This is a genomic window from Pseudomonas citri (assembly GCF_025336485.1).
In the GTDB taxonomy this organism is placed as follows: Bacteria; Pseudomonadota; Gammaproteobacteria; order Pseudomonadales; family Pseudomonadaceae; genus Aquipseudomonas; species Aquipseudomonas citri.
Genome location: NZ_JAODAB010000020.1, coordinates 37,291 through 53,702, shown reverse-complemented (window position 1 = coordinate 53,702; position 16,412 = coordinate 37,291). Strand labels below are relative to the sequence as shown.

At 63.6% G+C, this 16,412-nt stretch carries 13 protein-coding genes; 6 read left to right on the top strand and 7 right to left on the bottom strand.

Annotation, left to right across the window (positions count from 1 at the left end):
• Positions 1-90: 90 nt before the first annotated feature.
• The 3 genes from N4Q37_RS20105 (at position 91) to N4Q37_RS20095 (ending at position 2,183) form a co-directional block, all read left to right on the top strand.
• Positions 91-801 (top strand): histidine phosphatase family protein, encoded by a 711-nt coding sequence (locus N4Q37_RS20105; RefSeq protein WP_260961316.1) that lies wholly within the window; start codon positions 91-93, stop codon positions 799-801.
• A 52-nt stretch (positions 802-853) separates the two neighbouring features.
• Positions 854-1,168: an SCP2 sterol-binding domain-containing protein gene (locus N4Q37_RS20100; RefSeq protein WP_260961314.1), complete on the top strand. Its 315-nt coding sequence runs from the start codon at positions 854-856 to the stop codon at positions 1,166-1,168.
• Positions 1,169-1,319: 151 nt separating this feature from the next.
• Positions 1,320-2,183: a LysR family transcriptional regulator gene (locus tag N4Q37_RS20095; RefSeq protein ID WP_260961313.1), complete on the top strand. Its 864-nt coding sequence runs from the start codon at positions 1,320-1,322 to the stop codon at positions 2,181-2,183.
• 78 nt (positions 2,184-2,261) lie between these two features.
• Here N4Q37_RS20095 and N4Q37_RS20090 read toward each other — a convergent pair whose 3' ends face one another.
• From N4Q37_RS20090 to N4Q37_RS20065, 6 genes are all read right to left on the bottom strand, one after another.
• Positions 2,262-2,498 (bottom strand): YdcH family protein, encoded by a 237-nt coding sequence (locus tag N4Q37_RS20090; RefSeq protein ID WP_260961312.1) that lies wholly within the window; start codon positions 2,496-2,498, stop codon positions 2,262-2,264.
• Between the two features lie 327 nt (positions 2,499-2,825).
• Positions 2,826-5,924 carry an error-prone DNA polymerase gene (locus N4Q37_RS20085; RefSeq protein ID WP_260961311.1) on the bottom strand — a complete coding sequence of 1,033 codons (3,099 nt, stop codon included), beginning with the start codon at positions 5,922-5,924 and terminating at the stop codon, positions 2,826-2,828.
• Positions 5,900-7,315: a Y-family DNA polymerase gene (locus N4Q37_RS20080; RefSeq protein ID WP_260961310.1), complete on the bottom strand. Its 1,416-nt coding sequence runs from the start codon at positions 7,313-7,315 to the stop codon at positions 5,900-5,902. Before N4Q37_RS20080 ends, N4Q37_RS20085 begins: the two co-directional genes overlap by 25 nt.
• 7 nt (positions 7,316-7,322) lie before the next feature.
• The gene (gene imuA / locus N4Q37_RS20075) at positions 7,323-7,955 is read right to left on the bottom strand and encodes a translesion DNA synthesis-associated protein ImuA (protein ID WP_260961309.1); all 633 of its coding nucleotides are present in this window, start codon (positions 7,953-7,955) and stop codon (positions 7,323-7,325) included.
• Positions 7,955-8,572, bottom strand: a complete 618-nt coding sequence (gene lexA / locus N4Q37_RS20070; RefSeq protein WP_260961308.1) for a transcriptional repressor LexA — start codon at positions 8,570-8,572, stop codon at positions 7,955-7,957. Before lexA ends, imuA begins: the two co-directional genes overlap by 1 nt.
• A gap of 236 nt (positions 8,573-8,808) precedes the next feature.
• Positions 8,809-9,693, bottom strand: a complete 885-nt coding sequence (locus tag N4Q37_RS20065) for a LysR family transcriptional regulator (RefSeq protein WP_260961307.1) — start codon at positions 9,691-9,693, stop codon at positions 8,809-8,811.
• Between the two features lie 114 nt (positions 9,694-9,807).
• On the opposite strand from N4Q37_RS20065, the gene N4Q37_RS20060 reads away from it, so the two are divergent.
• Positions 9,808-11,451, top strand: a complete 1,644-nt coding sequence (locus tag N4Q37_RS20060) for a GMC family oxidoreductase (RefSeq protein WP_260961306.1) — start codon at positions 9,808-9,810, stop codon at positions 11,449-11,451.
• A 120-nt stretch (positions 11,452-11,571) separates the two neighbouring features.
• The gene (locus N4Q37_RS20055; protein ID WP_260961305.1) at positions 11,572-13,194 is read left to right on the top strand and encodes an MFS transporter; all 1,623 of its coding nucleotides are present in this window, start codon (positions 11,572-11,574) and stop codon (positions 13,192-13,194) included.
• A 95-nt stretch (positions 13,195-13,289) separates the two neighbouring features.
• On the opposite strand, the gene N4Q37_RS20050 is transcribed toward N4Q37_RS20055, so the two are convergent.
• Positions 13,290-13,697 carry a response regulator gene (locus tag N4Q37_RS20050; RefSeq protein WP_260961304.1) on the bottom strand — a complete coding sequence of 136 codons (408 nt, stop codon included), beginning with the start codon at positions 13,695-13,697 and terminating at the stop codon, positions 13,290-13,292.
• A 240-nt stretch (positions 13,698-13,937) separates the two neighbouring features.
• Between N4Q37_RS20050 and N4Q37_RS20045 the strand changes: the two genes are divergently transcribed.
• Positions 13,938-15,863: a DNA topoisomerase III gene (locus tag N4Q37_RS20045; RefSeq protein ID WP_260961303.1), complete on the top strand. Its 1,926-nt coding sequence runs from the start codon at positions 13,938-13,940 to the stop codon at positions 15,861-15,863.
• Positions 15,864-16,412: the final 549 nt, after the last annotated feature.

The window sequence follows — 16,412 nt, the reverse complement described above, 5'->3', positions numbered from 1 at the left end:
CATTTCAAACAAGCGTATGTTTTTTCATTGACAGCTCACCGCCATCCTCATAACCTCGCCAGAACTTCAACGTACCGGGACGACGCGGACGTGGGCAGTATCTACCTGATTCGACATGGCCAGGCCTCCTTCGGCGCGGACGATTACGATGTCCTGTCGCCCAACGGCGTGCGCCAGGCGCAGGTGCTGGGCGACCATCTGGCCGCACTCGGAATCGTCTTCGATCGCTGCCTCTCGGGCGACCTGCGCCGCCAGCAAGACACCGCCACCGGTGCGCTGGACCGGATGTCCGTCGCCGGCCTGCCAGTTCCCGAGCTGGAGATCGACAGCGCCTTCAACGAGTTCGATGCCGATGCGGTGATCCGCGCCCTGGTTCCGGACATGCTTTCAGAAGAACCCGAAGCGCTGGATATCCTGCGCAACGCCGCACAGAACCGCGCCGAATTCCAACGTCTCTTCGTCTTGATCATCGAACGCTGGCTCAGCGGCCGCTATGACCCGCCCGGGCTGGAAAGCTGGCAGGGTTTCGTCGAGCGGGTCCAGGCCGGCCTGCACCGCATCCTGGAACAGGCCGACAACACCCAGAAAGTCGCCGTGTTCACCTCCGGCGGCACCATCACCGCCTTGCTCCACCTGATCACTCAAGTGCCTGCCCGCCAAGCCTTCGAATTGAACTGGCAAATCGTCAACACCTCGCTCAACCAACTGAAGTTCAGGGGGCGCGAGGTGGCCCTGGCTTCCTTCAACAGTCATGTACACCTGCAACTGCTGAAGACCCCGGACCTCATCACCTTTCGCTGAGTCCCGGATTACTGTAGACCCTTGTTGTACCACCCAAATAAGGAACGAAACCATGACCTCCGTAGCCGACGCCGTACAAGCCATGAAAGCCAAGTTCAACCCAGATGCAGCCGAGGGCCTGGAGCTGGTATTCGGTTTCCGCATCGACGATGACAAGCATTTCTCGCTGGTCGTCAAGGACAAGACCTGTGAACTGCTGGAAGGCGAAAACCCGGACGCGCAGGTGACCCTGGTGATGAGCGGTGAAACCCTCGACGGCATCGTCAGCGGCGAGACCGACGGCATGCAAGCGTTCATGGGCGGCAAGCTGACCACCGAAGGCAACATGATGCTGGCCATGAAACTGTCCGAGCTGTTCCCAGGCTGAGACGGCGCTTGCGCTCCGCGCAGGCTTTGCGGCTGTAAAACGAATCCCGCCCGTTGGCGGGATTCGTGTTTTTGCTCCCCAGGATTCCCTCGCGGTATCGGCGAAGCCTCCCAGCTCTTACAATGCCCGCTTCCCCCGCATCGGCCCGAACATGGACATCGACCTCGCCCGCACCTTCCTGGAAATCGTCCGTCATGGCAGCCTCGCCGCGGCAGCCGACAAATTGCATGTCACCCAGACCGCCATTACCGCCCGCGTCCAGAAGCTCGAAAGCCAGCTCGGCTGCGCGCTGTTCGTGCGTAACCGTGCCGGTGCGCGCCTGACCGCCGACGGCGAAGCCTTCGTGGTCTATGCCAATCAACTCGTGCAGACCTGGGAAGCCGCCCGTCGCGACCTGCCATTGCCTGAAGGCTATCGCAACGTCCTGCACCTCGGTGGCGAGGTCAGCCTGTGCAACCCCTTGATGCTCGCCTGGGCCGGGGCGCTGCGCCGCACGATTCCCGGCCACGCCCTGCGCATGGACATCCGCGACGGTGAAAAGCTGCTGCAACAACTGGAGTTGGGCCTGCTCGATGCGGCGGTGGTGTACCAGCCCGAATATTGGCCACGGCTGCAAGTGGAGCAGTTGCTCGAAGAAAAACTCATCCTGGTTCGCCTGCCCGCCCGCCCCGAGCCCTACGTGTATATCGACTGGAGCAGCGACTTCCGACGCCAGCACGACACCGCCCTGCCGGACAAGGCGAAGGCTGCCGTGACCTTCAATCTCGGTCCCCTGGCGTTGCAGTACATCCTGGAAAACGGCGGCAGTGGCTATTTCCGCACCCGGGTCGTGCAGAGCTACCTGGACAGCGGCATCCTGGAACGGGTGCCCAAGGCGCCGGAATTCAATTACCCGACGTACCTGGTCTACTCCCGCGACCGGGATTCAGCCGTGCTGCAGCAGGCGTTCGAGGTACTGCGCGAGATTGTCCAGGCCGGCAGCGATTGGTCGCAACGCTGGGATCCACTGGGTTGAAGCTTGTGCAACGAAGGGCTCCCTAGGTTTTGTACGAAAAGCCCTTCGCTGCAAGCAGGCTACAGACCGGCCTTACGATTATTTCTGCAACTGCGCCACGATTTCGTCTTTGACCAGCAATCGCTTCTTCTTGAGCGTTTCCAGGGCATCGTTGGGCAAGGCGGCCGAGGCCGGCCTTTCGGCATCGACCACTTCGGCATCAAGCTGGGAGTATTTGTGAAGTAACGAGTCGAGCCTTGGATCCTCGCTACGTTTTTGCTGGATGTGATCCTTTGTGTATTTGAGATCCTGGAACAAATCGTGGGACACCGGCATGGAACACCTCCTCTGGTGGAACGATGGCAGACACCTTCACAGTTCTCGTCGATGATCAGGATGGCCTTGCCGACCGGGTTCTGTCGACTGGCAATCCGACCAGCGGTGACCGTTCGTCGTAACGGCGAGCGTTCCAATCAAACCTTTGCCTGCACGCCACTCTCCATTGATCAGAAACGACAAGAAGGCAGGCAAAACGAAAACAAGCGAGGAACGACCAGGGTCGCGTCCGGCTTGACGGGTTGTCGCTGGGCAATCCGATCGGACTCGTGCACGAGCCTGTTTCAACGCAGCATGATCATCGCGCAGGAATTTTTCCTACAAACCCTAGCGAAAATCCCGGCTGCGCACGTCGATCCCCGCCAACAGCCCGGTCAGGTCGCTCAAGCGCCCGGCGATCAGGTGGCGCACGTCGCCGACGCTTTCCCAACGTCCGTCGACCCTGAGCAATTGCGAGCCCACCAAGACCTTGCGCTGGCGCTCGGCCAGGTCGCGCCAGACCACCACGTTGAGGTTGCCGAACTCGTCTTCCAGGGTGACGAAGGTCACGCCGCTGGCCGTGCCCGGACGCTGGCGGCCGGTGACCAGCCCGGCGACACTGACGTTGCGACCGTGCTCCACGCCCTGCAATTCCCGTGAGCTGCGGCAGCGCCGGGCGCGCAGTTCAGGGCGCAGCAGCGCCAGCGGATGGGGGCCCAGCGTCGTGCCGAGCGTGGCGTAGTCGGCGAACAGGTTTTCCCCAAGCGTGGGTGTGGGCAGGGTCACGGGCGGTTCTTCCTGGCTCGGCAAACCGGCGAACAAACCCAATTGTTTCTGCACCCCGGCGACTTCCCAGCGGGCACGATGGCGATCACCGGCCAACCCCTGCAAGGCACCGGCATCGGCCAGTTGCTCCTGGGCGCGGGCATCGAGCCGGGCGCGCTCGCCCAGGTCGGCCACGTCAGTGAAAGCCCGCTGCCGGCGGGCTTCTTCGATACGCGCAGCCTCTTCTTCGCGAAAGCCCTTGATCATGCGCAGCCCCATGCGGATCGCCGGCTGCCGGCCTTCGATGGGTTCAAGGCTGCAATCCCAGCCGCTGGCGCGCACGTCCACCGGACGGATCTGCAAACGATGTCGGCGGGCATCCTGGAGAATCTGGTCCGGGCTGTAGAACCCCATCGGCCAGCTATTGATCAGGGCACAGGCGAAGGCCGCCGGTTCGTGGCATTTGAGCCAGCTGCTGGCGTAGGTCAGCAAGGCGAAGCTGGCGGCATGGGACTCGGGAAAACCATAGTCGCCGAACCCCTTGATCTGTTCGAAGATTTGCGCGGCGAACTCTGCGGTGTAGCCATTTTTCTTCATCCCCTGCGCCAGGCGTTCGCGATGGGGTTCCAAGCCGCCGTGGCGTTTCCAGGCAGCCATGGAGCGCCGCAACTGGTCCGCTTCGCCAGGGGTGTAATCGGCCGCGACGATGGCGATCTGCATCACCTGCTCTTGGAACAAGGGCACACCCAAGGTGCGCTTGAGCACTTGCTCCAGCGCTTGAGAAGGGTACGTCACCTCCTCTTCCTTGTTTCTGCGCCGCAGGTACGGATGCACCATCCCGCCCTGGATCGGCCCGGGCCGCACGATCGCCACCTCGATGACCAGATCGTAGAACGTCCCGGGTTTGAGGCGCGGCAACATCGACATCTGCGCCCGCGACTCGATCTGGAACACACCGATGGTGTCGGCACGCGAGATCATCTGGTAGGTCGCCGGGTCTTCCTTGGGCAACGTCGCCAGGGTATAGCGCTGGCCTCGGTAGTGCTCGATCAGATCGAAACAGCGACGAATCGCGCTGAGCATGCCCAGGGCCAGGACATCCACCTTGAGCAGCCCGACCGCGTCCAGGTCGTCCTTGTCCCACTGGATGATGGTGCGCTCGGCCATGGCGGCGTTTTCCACCGGCACCAGGGTGTCCAGGGGTTGCTCGGAAATCACGAAGCCCCCCGGGTGCTGGGACAGGTGCCGGGGAAAACCGATCAACTGTTGGGTCAGGCTCAACACCCGGCGCAACACCGGGCTGTCCGGGTCGAAACCGCCTTCGCGCAAGCGCTCCACCGGCGGCGCCTCGTCGCTCCAGCGGCCACAACAATCGGCCAGTGCATTGACCTGGTCCGGCGGCAGGCCCAGGGCCTTGGCCACATCACGCACCGCCCCGGCGCCGTGGTAACTGCTGACCACGGCCGTCAAGGCCGCACGATGACGACCGTAGCGCTGGAACACGTACTGCAGCACTTCCTCGCGCCGGTCGTGCTCAAAGTCGACGTCGATGTCCGGCGGCTCATTGCGCTCTCGGGACAGGAAACGCTCGAACAACAGGTTGGTACAACCCGGATCGATTTCGGTGATGCCCAAGGCGTAACACACTGCCGAGTTAGCCGCCGAGCCTCGGCCCTGGCAGAGAATGCTGCGTTCGCGGGCGAACCTGACGATGTCTTGCACAGTGAGGAAATAACTGTCGTAGCCCAGCTCGGCGATCAACGCCAATTCATCGTTGATCTGTCGCCGGACCTTGTCCTCCACGCCGTTCTCCCAGCGCTGGCGCATGCCGCGCTCGGTCAGCTCGCGCAGCCAGGACGCCGGGTCATGCCCCTCGGGCACCAGCTCGCGCGGGTATTGATAGCGCAACTGCCCAAGGTCGAAGGTGCACCGCTGGGTGATGACCAGGGTTTCGTCGAGCAAGGCCTGCGGGTAGAGCTCGGCCAGATCCTGGCGGCTGCGCAGGTGACGCTCGCCGTTGGGGTGCAGGCGCTGGCCGGCCTCGGCCACCGTGACGTGGTGACGAATGGCGGTCATGGTGTCCTGCAAGGCGCGCCGGCCACGCACGTGCATGTGCACATCGCCACTGGCCACGGCTGGAAGATTCAAGCGCCCGGCCAGGGCCAGCAAGTCCGTCAGCCGGCGCCGGTCGTCCTGCCCGCAATGCAGCTGGACCGCCAACCACAGTCGCCCGGCAAAGTGCTGCTGGAGCCAGCGCCCGTGTGCCTCGGCATCCTGGCCCTCGGGTACCCACAGCGCCAGCAACCCTGGCAAGGGCTCGTCGAAGTCCTCGCGCACAAGGCGATAGCGCCCCTTCTCGCTGCGCCGCCGGGCGCGGGTGATCAGCCGGCACAAGGCTTGATAGCCTTCCAGGTTCTCCACCAGCAACACCAGCTTCGGACCGTCCTCGACCTGCACCTCGCTGCCGACGATCAGATGCAGTTCCAGCTCCCTGGCCGCCTGCCAGGCCCGGACAATCCCGGCCAAGGTGCACTCATCGGTGATCGCCAGGGCCTGGTAGCCCTGTTGTTTCGCTCGACGGCAGAGTTCCAGGGCACTCGAAGCTCCCCGTTGGAAACTGAAGTTCGACAAGCAGTGCAGTTCGGCATAGCCAACGCTCATGCGAACCAGCCTTGCAGCCACAACGGTCCGCCCTCGCCCACCGGTCGATAGGCCCAGCCGCGTTGACCGGCATGGGTTTCGACCAGGTAATAATCGCGGCGCACGTCGGCGCCGTCCCACCAGCCGCTCTCGATACGTTCCGGCCCCATGAGGATTCGGGCCTGGTTTTGCGGCAACGCTTGCGGTTCTGCCAGCAACCAGCCGGGACGCTGCACGCCATCGCGCACCGGACAAGCCTGGGGCCGGGAGGTCATCTGCCAGGCACATTCGGGCCGATGGTCGTCACGAAACCCCAAACCCTGGACTGCGTCGTCGCCCAGCCGCGCCCGCAGCCGTTCGCGCAACTGCTCCCAGGGCAAGGTCTGCTGCGGACGTTCATCGAACAATTCCAGGCGTTGGGGCACGAAACTCGGCAGGTCTTCGGCGCACAAGCGAAAGCCGCGCACCGGAGCCTCGACCTGCACCTGTTCCAACCGGCCACGGGCCAGTTCGAAGAGCATCGACGCGTCCCGCTCGGCGCTGAGCAGGCCGACCCTGATCAGCGTGTCCGGCAACCCGGCGTGCTCCAGGTGCAGGTCGAAGCGCTGCACGCCACTGTCGCGCCCGCACAAGAAGGCCGACAGGTCGCTGGTCAACCGGCGCAACGGGAACAGCAATGCCTGATGGGATTGCACGTCATAGTTGAGTTCGATGCGCACATCGAAGCGGTCCGGTGGCAAATAGAACGACAGCGCCAGGGTACGGCTGCCCACCAACGCGTCGAGGTGCTTGAGCACCTGGGCCTCGAAGCGCCGCGCCAGGGTATGCCGGGGCAAGGCCTGGACCTGGCTCAACTGGCGCAGGCCCATGCGCGACAGCGACGTAGCGACGTCGGGGGCCAGGCCGATGCGGTCCACGGGCATTTGTCCCAAGCACTGTTGCAAGGTCTCGGCGTCGGGCACCACCAGGGCGTCATAGGCATTGGCCAGAACCCGCGCCGCCACCGGGTTCGGCGCGGCGACGATGCGATGACGAAAGCCCAGTGCCGTCAGCTCGGCCCGCAACCGAGCCTCGAACACCGGCCAGGGCCCGAACAGGCCAAGGCTCGACTCGATCTCGAACACGACCGTGCGCGGGTAATGCACGCTGACCTGGGCGCTGAAGCGGTAGGCCCAGGCCGCCAGGAACTGTTGCCAATGTTCGATCTGCGCCGTGTCGTATTCGGCCGTGGCAAAACCTTTGCTCAGGGCCTGGGCGGCGGTCATGCTCTGGCCAGGACGCAAGCCCAGGGCCCTGGCCGGCTCATTGACCGCTTGCAGCACCCGACGCTGGGCCGGGCCGGTCAGCAGCGCCAGGGGCTGGTCGGGATCAGGGCGCTGGCGCAGCGCGGCGTCCAGCGCCAATTGCGGGAAAAGAATACAAACCCAGCGCATCGCAACCTCAATGCCCTGTTTGTGTCGAAAGCGGGGCAAAGGCAATCGGCGCCGAACGGGCCAGCCCGCCCCGGCACTTGAGCACGCGCAACTGGGCAGGCCGGGTATCGATGGCGATGCGCAGGGCCGCCGGAGACGGGTTGATGGCTTCCAGGAGCGAGCGCCAGGCGAACGCCAGGGTCTGGCCGGTTTCCGCCGCCACTTGCAGGCGGCGCAGGGCCCGGTCGTCCGCCTGGCGAGGCCAGCACAGCACCGCACCGCAGTTGCCCGAACGCAGGCATTGTTCGGTGGCCCACAAGGCATCGCGCTCCTCGGCCTGGATCACCGACAACTGGCGCAGGTCGATGCCGGCGCTCTGCCAAGCCTGCGGATAAGGCACGAATGGCGGCGCCACCAACACGATCCGCTCCCCCGCCGCCGACAGCCGCGCCAGGGTCGGCCAGACCAGTTGCAACTCGCCCACGCCCGGTGCGGCGGTGAGGATTTCCGTCAGCGCCGCTTCCGGCCAGCCACCACTGGGCAACGCCGCGTCCAACGCGTCATGGCCGGTGGGTTGCGGGCTGGCGGCCGGCGGCGCAGGCCGACCCTTCCAGACCTGGCCGCCATTGAACAGCGTGTCCAGCGCAACGACGGCGCCCATCAGCCTTGCCTCACCAGGCCACAGAACACGCCTTCGATGGCCAGGTCCTGGTCGGCTTCGACGATGATCGGCTGGTAGGCCGGGTTGCGCGGCAGCAAGCGCACCCGCTCGCCGATCCGCTCGAAACGCTTGATGGTGACCTCACCGTCCAGCCGCGCCACGACGATCTGGCCGTTGGCGGCTTGCGGCGTACGCTGCACGCCCACCAGGTCGCCGTCGAGGATGCCGTCCTCGATCATCGAGTCGCCCTGGACCCGCAGCAGGTAATCCGGCGCCTTGGTGAAAATCGCCGGGTCCAGCATCAACCGGCTGTGGACCTCGGCATCGGCCCCGATGGGCAGGCCGGCGGCCACGCGCCCCAGCACCGGCACGTCCAGCCACTCGGGACGCGGCGGCTGGTTGAGCAGCCGGATACCCCGGGCCTGATGCGGATTGACTTCGATGAACCCGGCTTCGGTCAGCGCCAACACATGCTTGCGCGCCACGCTGCGGGAGGCAAAACCGAACGCCTCGCTGATTTCAGCGAGGCTGGGAGACTGGCCCTGGTCGGCGATGCGTTCGCGGATGAAGGTCAGGATGGCGGCACGGCGGGGGGTAAGAGTTGTCATGGAGTACATTTGTACTCTTCTCGGATTTTTCTGACAAGCGCCACCAGTCAGCTCACAAACTTAAAGCCCACCACCCAACTCTGTGTGTCGGCTCTGTGGGAGCAAGGCTTGCCCGCTATGAAGCTGACGCGGTCTCTACCCGGGAAATCGACACGCCTGCATCGCGAGCAAGCTTTGCTCCCACAGGGACCGGGTATGGATGCAGCTCAGTAAACACCAAAGCGGTCTCGTCAAAGGGCATTGCGTCAAGGCAACAACAACCCCTGCTCCCGCTCGCACAACTGCACCACGTAATCCCACAACACGCGCAACCGCACGGACTTGTGCAATTCGCGGCGGGTGCTGATCCAGTAGCTGCGGCGAATTGTTTCGTCCGGCAGCAACGGCACCAGCGCCGCATCGCCGCTGGCCATGTAGCAGGGCAGCACGGCGATCCCGAGTCCGGCGCGCGCCGCTTGTTGCTGGGCAATGACGCTGGTGCTGTGGAACACCACCCGGGGGTTGCGGCAGAAGCTGTTGAGGAACATCAGTTCCTGGCTGAACAGCAGGTCGTCGACGTAACCGATCCAGGCGTGACGGCTCAGGTCCTCGCGGGTACGCAGGGGTGGCGAGCGATCCAGGTAAGCCTGGCTCGCGTACAGCGCCAGGCTGTAGTCGGTGAGTTTGCGGGTCACCAGCAGGTCGGCGGCCGGGCGTTCGAGGTGAATGCTGATTTCCGCCTCGCGGTTCAGGATGCTGACGAACCGAGGCACCGCCACCAGCTCCACCTCCAGGCCCGGATAACGTTGGAACAACCCTTCCATGCGACTGGCCAGGAACATGATCCCCAGCCCTTCGGTCACCCCCAGACGGATCTTGCCCAGGGGCGCGCTGGACTGGGTGATGTCCTCCTGGGCCAGCAACGCCACGTTTTCCATGGCCTCGGCGTGCTTGAGCAACGCCTCGCCGGCCGGGGTCAACTCATAACCCTGGGCGTGCTGGACGAACAACGCGGTGCCCAGGCTCTTCTCGATGGCTTCGATATGCCGAGCCACCGTGGCATGGGTAGTGTTCAAACGCCGCGCGGCCGTCAGCAAACGGCCGCTGCGTTGCAGTTCCAGAAAATAGCGCAAGTCATTCCAATCGAACATGAACCCTCCCTGACTGTGTATAAACGCACAGCAGCTGCGCAAAAACTAACATTCTTTTAACGAAAACTAACAATTAGGATGAACCACACAAGAACAAGAAATGAGAGGTCACGGATGCAACCTGTCGTCGATGAATACGATTACGTGATCGTGGGCGCCGGCCCGGCCGGGTGCTTGCTGGCCAATCGGCTCTCGGCCAACCCGCAACACCGGGTGCTGTTGCTCGAAGCCGGTGGACGCGACAACTATCCGTGGATCCACATCCCGGTCGGCTACCTGTTCTGCATCGGCAACCCACGCACCGACTGGTGCTTCAAGACCGAAGCGCAACCGGGCCTGCAAGGGCGTGCCCTGAGCTACCCGCGAGGCAAAGTGCTGGGCGGCTGCTCGTCCATCAACGGCATGATCTACATGCGCGGCCAGGCCGCGGACTACGACGGCTGGGCCGCCGAGGGCAATCCCGGTTGGGCCTGGAAAGACGTGCTGCCGCTGTTCCGGCAAAGCGAAAACCACTTCGCCGGCGCCTCCGAACTGCACGGCGCCAGCGGAGAATGGCGGGTCGAACGCCAGCGCCTGTCCTGGCCGATCCTCGATGCGTTCCGCACCGCCGCCGAACAGAGCGGCATCGCCAATGTCGACGACTTCAACGGCGGCGACAACGAAGGCTGCGGCTACTTTCAGGTCAACCAGAAGGCCGGCGTGCGCTGGAACGCGGCCAAGGCTTTTCTCAAACCGGTTCGCCAGCGCGCCAATCTCACGGTGTTGACCGACGTCGAGGTCGAACGTGTGTTGTTGCGTGACGATCGAGCCCACGCCGTCAGCGCCCGCTGGCAAGGCAAGGGCATGACTTTCAAGGCCCGCAAGGAGATCGTGCTGTGCGCCGGCGCCGTGGGTTCACCGGGGATCCTGCAGCGCTCCGGGATCGGTCCGCGCCCCTTGTTGCAGCGCCTGGGCATCGGCGTGGTCCATGAACTGCCCGGTGTGGGTGGCAACCTGCAGGATCACTTGCAACTGCGGCTGATCTATCGATTGGAAAACGCCCGTACGCTGAACCAGATCGCCGGCACGCTATGGGGCAAGATGGGCATGGGCCTGCGCTACCTGTACGACCGCAGCGGCCCGCTGTCCATGGCTCCCAGCCAGCTCGGCGCGTTCGCCCGCTCGGGGCCGGAACAGACCTCGGCCAACCTCGAATACCACGTGCAGCCGTTGTCCCTGGAACGCTTCGGCGAGCCATTGCACAGTTTCCCGGCATTCACCGCATCGGTCTGCGACCTGCGTCCGCACAGCCGTGGCCGGGTGGACATCCGCTCGGCCGACCTGCATGACGCGCCACTGATCCAACCCAACTATCTCAGCCACCCGGAAGACCTGCGGGTCGCCGCCGATGCGATCCGCCTGACCCGCCGTATCGTCGCCGCCCCGGCCCTGAGCGCGTTCAATCCGGTGGAATACCTGCCGGGGCCCAGCCTGCAAACCGAGGAAGAACTGCACCAGGCCGCCGCCCGCATCGGCACGACGATCTTCCACCCGGTGGGCACCTGCCGCATGGGCCAGGACCGCGACGCGGTGGTGGATGCACAACTGCGCGTCCACGGTATCAAGGGCCTGCGCATCGCCGACGCCTCGATCATGCCGCGCATCACCTCGGGCAACACCTGCTCGCCGACGCTGATGATTGCCGAGAAGGCCGCGCAGATGATGCTGGAGACAGACACCAGGAGCACCCTCCTCACCCAGGAACCCGCGATGGTCTGAATCCAGGTTGCCCTCCTGGGGGAGCGAGATACCTGCCATCAAGCAATGCAACAAAGCAGGAGATGCCAAACCGGCGTCGACAGTGGAACAACAAAAACAATCACTGTGAGGGATACCGATATGTCTGAGCATGTTCAGTCCCTGGAAGCCACGCGCAGCGTCGGCACCAGCCAGCAAATCCAGAAAGTCATCTTCGCCTCGTCCCTGGGGACGGTGTTCGAGTGGTACGACTTTTTCCTCTACGGCGCCCTGGCGGCGGTGATCAGCAAGCAGTTCTTCGCCGGGGTCAACGACACCACGGCGTTCATTTTCGCCCTCATGGCATTCGCCGCCGGCTTCATCGTGCGGCCGTTCGGCGCGCTGGTGTTCGGGCGCCTGGGGGACATGATCGGGCGCAAATACACATTCCTGGCGACTATCATCCTCATGGGCCTGGCGACCTTCTGCGTCGGCCTGCTGCCCAACTACGCCAGCATCGGCATCGCCGCGCCGATCATCCTGGTGGCGCTGCGCATGCTCCAGGGTCTCGCCCTGGGCGGTGAATACGGTGGCGCGGCGACCTACGTCGCCGAGCATGCGCCCATCGGCAAGCGCGGTTTTCACACCAGTTGGATTCAGTCCACCGCGACCCTCGGCTTGCTGCTCTCGCTGTTGGTGATACTGGGCTGCCGCTACTTCACCGGCGATCAGTTCGAAGTCTGGGGCTGGCGCATTCCGTTCTTGCTGTCGATCCTGTTGCTGGGCATTTCCACCTGGATTCGCCTGAGCCTGCACGAGTCGCCGGCCTTCCTGAAAATGAAAGAAGAAGGCAAGTGCTGCAAAGCGCCGATCCGCGAATCCTTCGGCAAATGGGAAAACCTCAAGGTGGTGCTGATCGCCCTGTTCAGCATCAACGCCGGGCAAGCCGTGACCTTCTACGCTGCGCAGTTCTACGTGCTGTTCTTCCTCACCCAATTCCTGAAGATGGACCCGGCCCTGGCCAACAGCCTGCTGATCGTCAGCGTGGTGATCGGCGCACCGTTCTTCATCTTCTTTGGCTGGCTGTCGGACAGGGTCGGACGCAAACCGGTGCTGATGATCGGCCTGTTGCTGGCGACGGCGCTGTACTTCCCCATCTTCAAGAGCCTGGCCCACTACGCCAACCCGGCCATCGACCAGGCGAGTCGCCAGTCCCCGATCACCGTCGTGGCCGACCCGGCCACCTGCACCTTTCAGTTCGACCCGGTGGGCAAGGCGCGTTTCGACAGCCCTTGCGACAAAGTCAAGACCTTCCTGGTCAAGCAAGGCCTGCCCTACAGCAGCGTCGCGGCCCCGGCGGGCAGCGATGTGCAGGTCAGTGTCGGCGAGGTGAGGCTTGACGGCTACGACGAAGCGGCCCTGCGCGGCGCGGTGACACTGGCCGGCTATCCGCAGAAAGCCGATGCCCAGCAGATCAACCGACCGATGATCGTCGTGCTGATCGTGGCGCTCATCATCATTTCAGCCATGTGCTACGGCCCGCTGGCAGCGCTGATGGTCGAACTGTTCCCGACCCGTATCCGCTACACCTCCATGTCCCTGCCCTACCACATCGGCAATGGCTGGTTCGGCGGTTTCCTGCCTACCGTGTCGTTTGCACTGGTGGTGTACACCGGGGACATCTTCTACGGGTTGTGGTACCCGGTGTTGATCACCGGGGTGAGCCTGGTGGTGGGCATGCTGTGCCTGCGGGAAACCCGGAATGTGGATCTGGACAAGAACTGAGAAACAACCGGCTTAACGTCCAACTTTTGGGGAACAGTCCACCAGTGTGGGAGCAAGGCTTGCTCCCACACTGGTATTTCCTGTCTACATCATCCTCAATGGAGCGAGTGACTCTTCACCGTATGCTCCACCAGGTCCAGCATCTGTCCCAACGCCCACGGCTTGGCGATGAACGAGGCGTGGTGCTTGATCCCGGCGCTTTCCGGCGTTTGGTAACCGGACATGATCAACAAGGGGATCTGTGGCCAGCGGTCCCCGGTCAGGTTGGCCAGGTCCGCGCCGTCGATATTGCCAGGCATGGTGATGTCGGTCAGCAACAGGTCGACATAGTCGGCACTCTGCTCGAGGAATTTCAGCGCCGCGTCGGCGCTTTCCCGGGGCTCCACGACAAATCCCTCGTCCTCCAGGATCTCGCAGAGAAACTCCAGGATGGTCGGATCGTCTTCGACAACGAGGATCAAACGCGTGGTCGCCTGTCCGTTGTCCTTTGGCGTTGAATGCATGAAGGTGACTCTCCCTGAATCATTAACGTTCTTTTGCTGTTTCAGCGGTTCTGAGAGTTATGAGCGACGCCCCCGCAAGAAATTCATTTTGCCTGCGCACGAGCCGCCGAACGCCGCTTGCCAAGGCCGCCACCGGAAAACCTGTCACATTCGTCTGTATATCCATACAGATAAAACTTGCCCTGACGCCTTTCCATGACCATGCTACAGCCCCACGGAACCTGCTCGAGAAGAGGCGTTATGCAGCTGTACCTGTGTGAAAAACCGTCCCAGGCCAAGGACATCGCCGCTGTGCTCGGCGCCACGCGTCGTGGCGACGGTTGCTGGCTGGGCTCCGGGGTCACGGTCACCTGGTGCATCGGCCACCTGCTGGAAACCGCCCCGCCCGATGCCTACGATGCGCGCTACAAGCGCTGGGTACTGGCCGACCTGCCCATCGTGCCGGCGCAATGGAAAATGACCGTCAAGCCGAAAACCGCCAGCCAGTACAAGGCGGTCAAGCGTTTGCTGGGGGAAGCGAAGGAATTGGTGATCGCCACCGACGCCGACCGCGAAGGCGAAATGATCGCCCGGGAGTTGGTGGAACATTGCCGCTACCGTGGGCCGATCCGGCGGCTGTGGCTGTCGGCCTTGGACGACGCGTCGATCCGCAAGGCCCTGGCGGCCCTCAAACCAGGGGGCGAGACCTTCAACCTGTACCATTCGGCATTGGGCCGCTCCCGGGCCGACTGGCTGATCGGCATGAACATGAGTCGCCTGTTCACCTTGCTGGGACGCCAGTCCGGCTACCAGGGCGTGCTGCCGGTCGGGCGCGTGCAAACACCGACCCTGCGGCTGGTGGTGGACCGCGACCGCAGCATCGCCGACTTCGTGCCGGTCGCCTATTGGGCCATCGACGTGCAACTCAGCCACCACGGCACGGCCTTCACCGCCCAGTGGCGCGCCGACCCGGATACCTGCGACGATCAGGAGCGCTGCCTGGACCAGGCCCTGGCCCGCGCTGCCGCACAGGCCATGGGCAACGCCGCCACCGCCCGGGTGACCAAGGTCCGCACCGAGCGCCTGCGCGAGGCCGCACCGCTGCCGTTCGACCTGGGTACCTTGCAGGAAGTCTGCTCGAAGAAACTCGGCCTCGGCGCCCAGGAGACCCTGGACATCGCCCAACAACTCTACGAAACCTACAAACTCATCACCTATCCCCGCAGCGATTGTGGTTTCCTGCCGCTGAGCCAGCACAGCGAAGCCCCCGCCATCCTGGCCGCCCTTGCCCTGGCTGACCCAAGCCTTGCGCCGCTGCGCGAACACCTGCAACCGCAGCGCAAGTCCCGGGCCTGGAACGACGCCAAGGTCAGCGCCCACCACGGCATCATTCCCACCGCAGCCGCGAAAAACCTCGACAAACTCGCCGGCAAGCAGCGGGCGGTCTATACGCTGATTCGTGCGCGCTACCTGGCGCAGTTCCTGCCCAACCATGAATACGACCGGACCCAGGCCGACTTCGACTGTGCTGGCCAGGCCTTGCGCGCGGTGGGCAAGCAGGTCGTCGAACCCGGCTGGAAACGCGCCCTGCCCGAGGCACTGGCCCCGGCAAAGGGCCGTGAAGCACCGGCACCGCAAATCTTGCCGGCGCTGGCCGAAGGCAACGATTGCAGCGTGGACGAGGTGACGCCCAAGGACCTGTGGACCCAACCGCCCAAGCCGTTCACCGAGGGCGACCTGATCAAGGCCATGAAGAACGTCGCCAAGCTGGTGGCGGATCCTTTGCTCAAGCAAAAGCTCAAGGACACCACCGGCATCGGCACCGAAGCGACCCGGGCCTCGATCATCCAGGGCCTGCTGGACCGTGGTTACCTGGTAAAAACCGGCAAGGCCCTGTCCGCCACCCCGGCGGCCTTCAGCCTGATCGACGCCGTCCCACGCGCCATTGCCGACCCCGGCACCACGGCGATCTGGGAACAGGCGCTGGACATGGTGCAAAGCGGTGAGATGAGCCTGGAAGAATTCGTCACCCGGCAAGCCGCCTGGATGAGCAAGCACATCGCTCGCTGCCAGGGTATGAGCCTGACCATCAGCGGCCCGGCCAACCCCGCCGGCCGTGGGGCAACGCCGTGGAAAAACAAGCGCAAGCCGGCCAAGCGCAAGGCTGGCAAAGCCAAGGCAATCTGAGCCCACAGAGTTGTACATACTTCAAAGGGATTATTTTGTTTCCCCACAAGTGTTGTGCTGTACCCACCCCTTTCTAATACCCAAACCATTTTGTCCGACAATATGTAGTGATCAAAAATATTCACTACAAAACCGTTGACGCCTCCGATTTGCCCTTGCATGATGCAGACGTCTCCCCGATCGGGAGTACAAGCAACCGTTTGAGCAAGCTCGTCTGACCGCCGAGCTGTTTTTTTGGATAAGGGACTGCCCACAAGGCAGATTGAAGGTGCTGACCTGGCATGACCGTCCGGTAACAAGGACGAGAAACGTCGGCGACGATCCTCATGACGCACGTGGTCGACCCTCGAAAGTTGACGCTGGCTGAAGATTCTTCGCTGTTTCTCGTCGCTGTCACGCAGTTTGCGTAGCAGCCCTTCGATAACACTACACAACCGATGCGCGACCCCGTCGAAGTCAGGCGGATGAACGCGGGTGGCCTGGTTTCGATGCCAGGCACAGGGTTTGTACGAAAGTCGCCGAGCGTCGATCAAGCACTTTCGTAAAGAG

What these genes read in the sequence shown, in the direction of transcription:
- N4Q37_RS20100 (WP_260961314.1), top strand. Translation starts at nt 854, where the DNA reads ATGACCTCCGTAGCCGACGCCGTACAAGCCATGAAAGCCAAGTTCAAC.
- N4Q37_RS20095 (WP_260961313.1), top strand. Translation starts at nt 1,320, where the DNA reads ATGGACATCGACCTCGCCCGCACCTTCCTGGAAATCGTCCGTCATGGC.
- N4Q37_RS20090 (WP_260961312.1), bottom strand. Translation starts at nt 2,498, where the DNA reads ATGCCGGTGTCCCACGATTTGTTCCAGGATCTCAAATACACAAAGGAT.
- N4Q37_RS20080 (WP_260961310.1), bottom strand. Translation starts at nt 7,315, where the DNA reads ATGCGCTGGGTTTGTATTCTTTTCCCGCAATTGGCGCTGGACGCCGCG.
- imuA (WP_260961309.1), bottom strand. Translation starts at nt 7,955, where the DNA reads ATGGGCGCCGTCGTTGCGCTGGACACGCTGTTCAATGGCGGCCAGGTC.
- lexA (WP_260961308.1), bottom strand. Translation starts at nt 8,572, where the DNA reads ATGTACTCCATGACAACTCTTACCCCCCGCCGTGCCGCCATCCTGACC.
- N4Q37_RS20065 (WP_260961307.1), bottom strand. Translation starts at nt 9,693, where the DNA reads ATGTTCGATTGGAATGACTTGCGCTATTTTCTGGAACTGCAACGCAGC.
- N4Q37_RS20060 (WP_260961306.1), top strand. Translation starts at nt 9,808, where the DNA reads ATGCAACCTGTCGTCGATGAATACGATTACGTGATCGTGGGCGCCGGC.
- N4Q37_RS20055 (WP_260961305.1), top strand. Translation starts at nt 11,572, where the DNA reads ATGTCTGAGCATGTTCAGTCCCTGGAAGCCACGCGCAGCGTCGGCACC.
- N4Q37_RS20050 (WP_260961304.1), bottom strand. Translation starts at nt 13,697, where the DNA reads ATGCATTCAACGCCAAAGGACAACGGACAGGCGACCACGCGTTTGATC.
- N4Q37_RS20045 (WP_260961303.1), top strand. Translation starts at nt 13,938, where the DNA reads ATGCAGCTGTACCTGTGTGAAAAACCGTCCCAGGCCAAGGACATCGCC.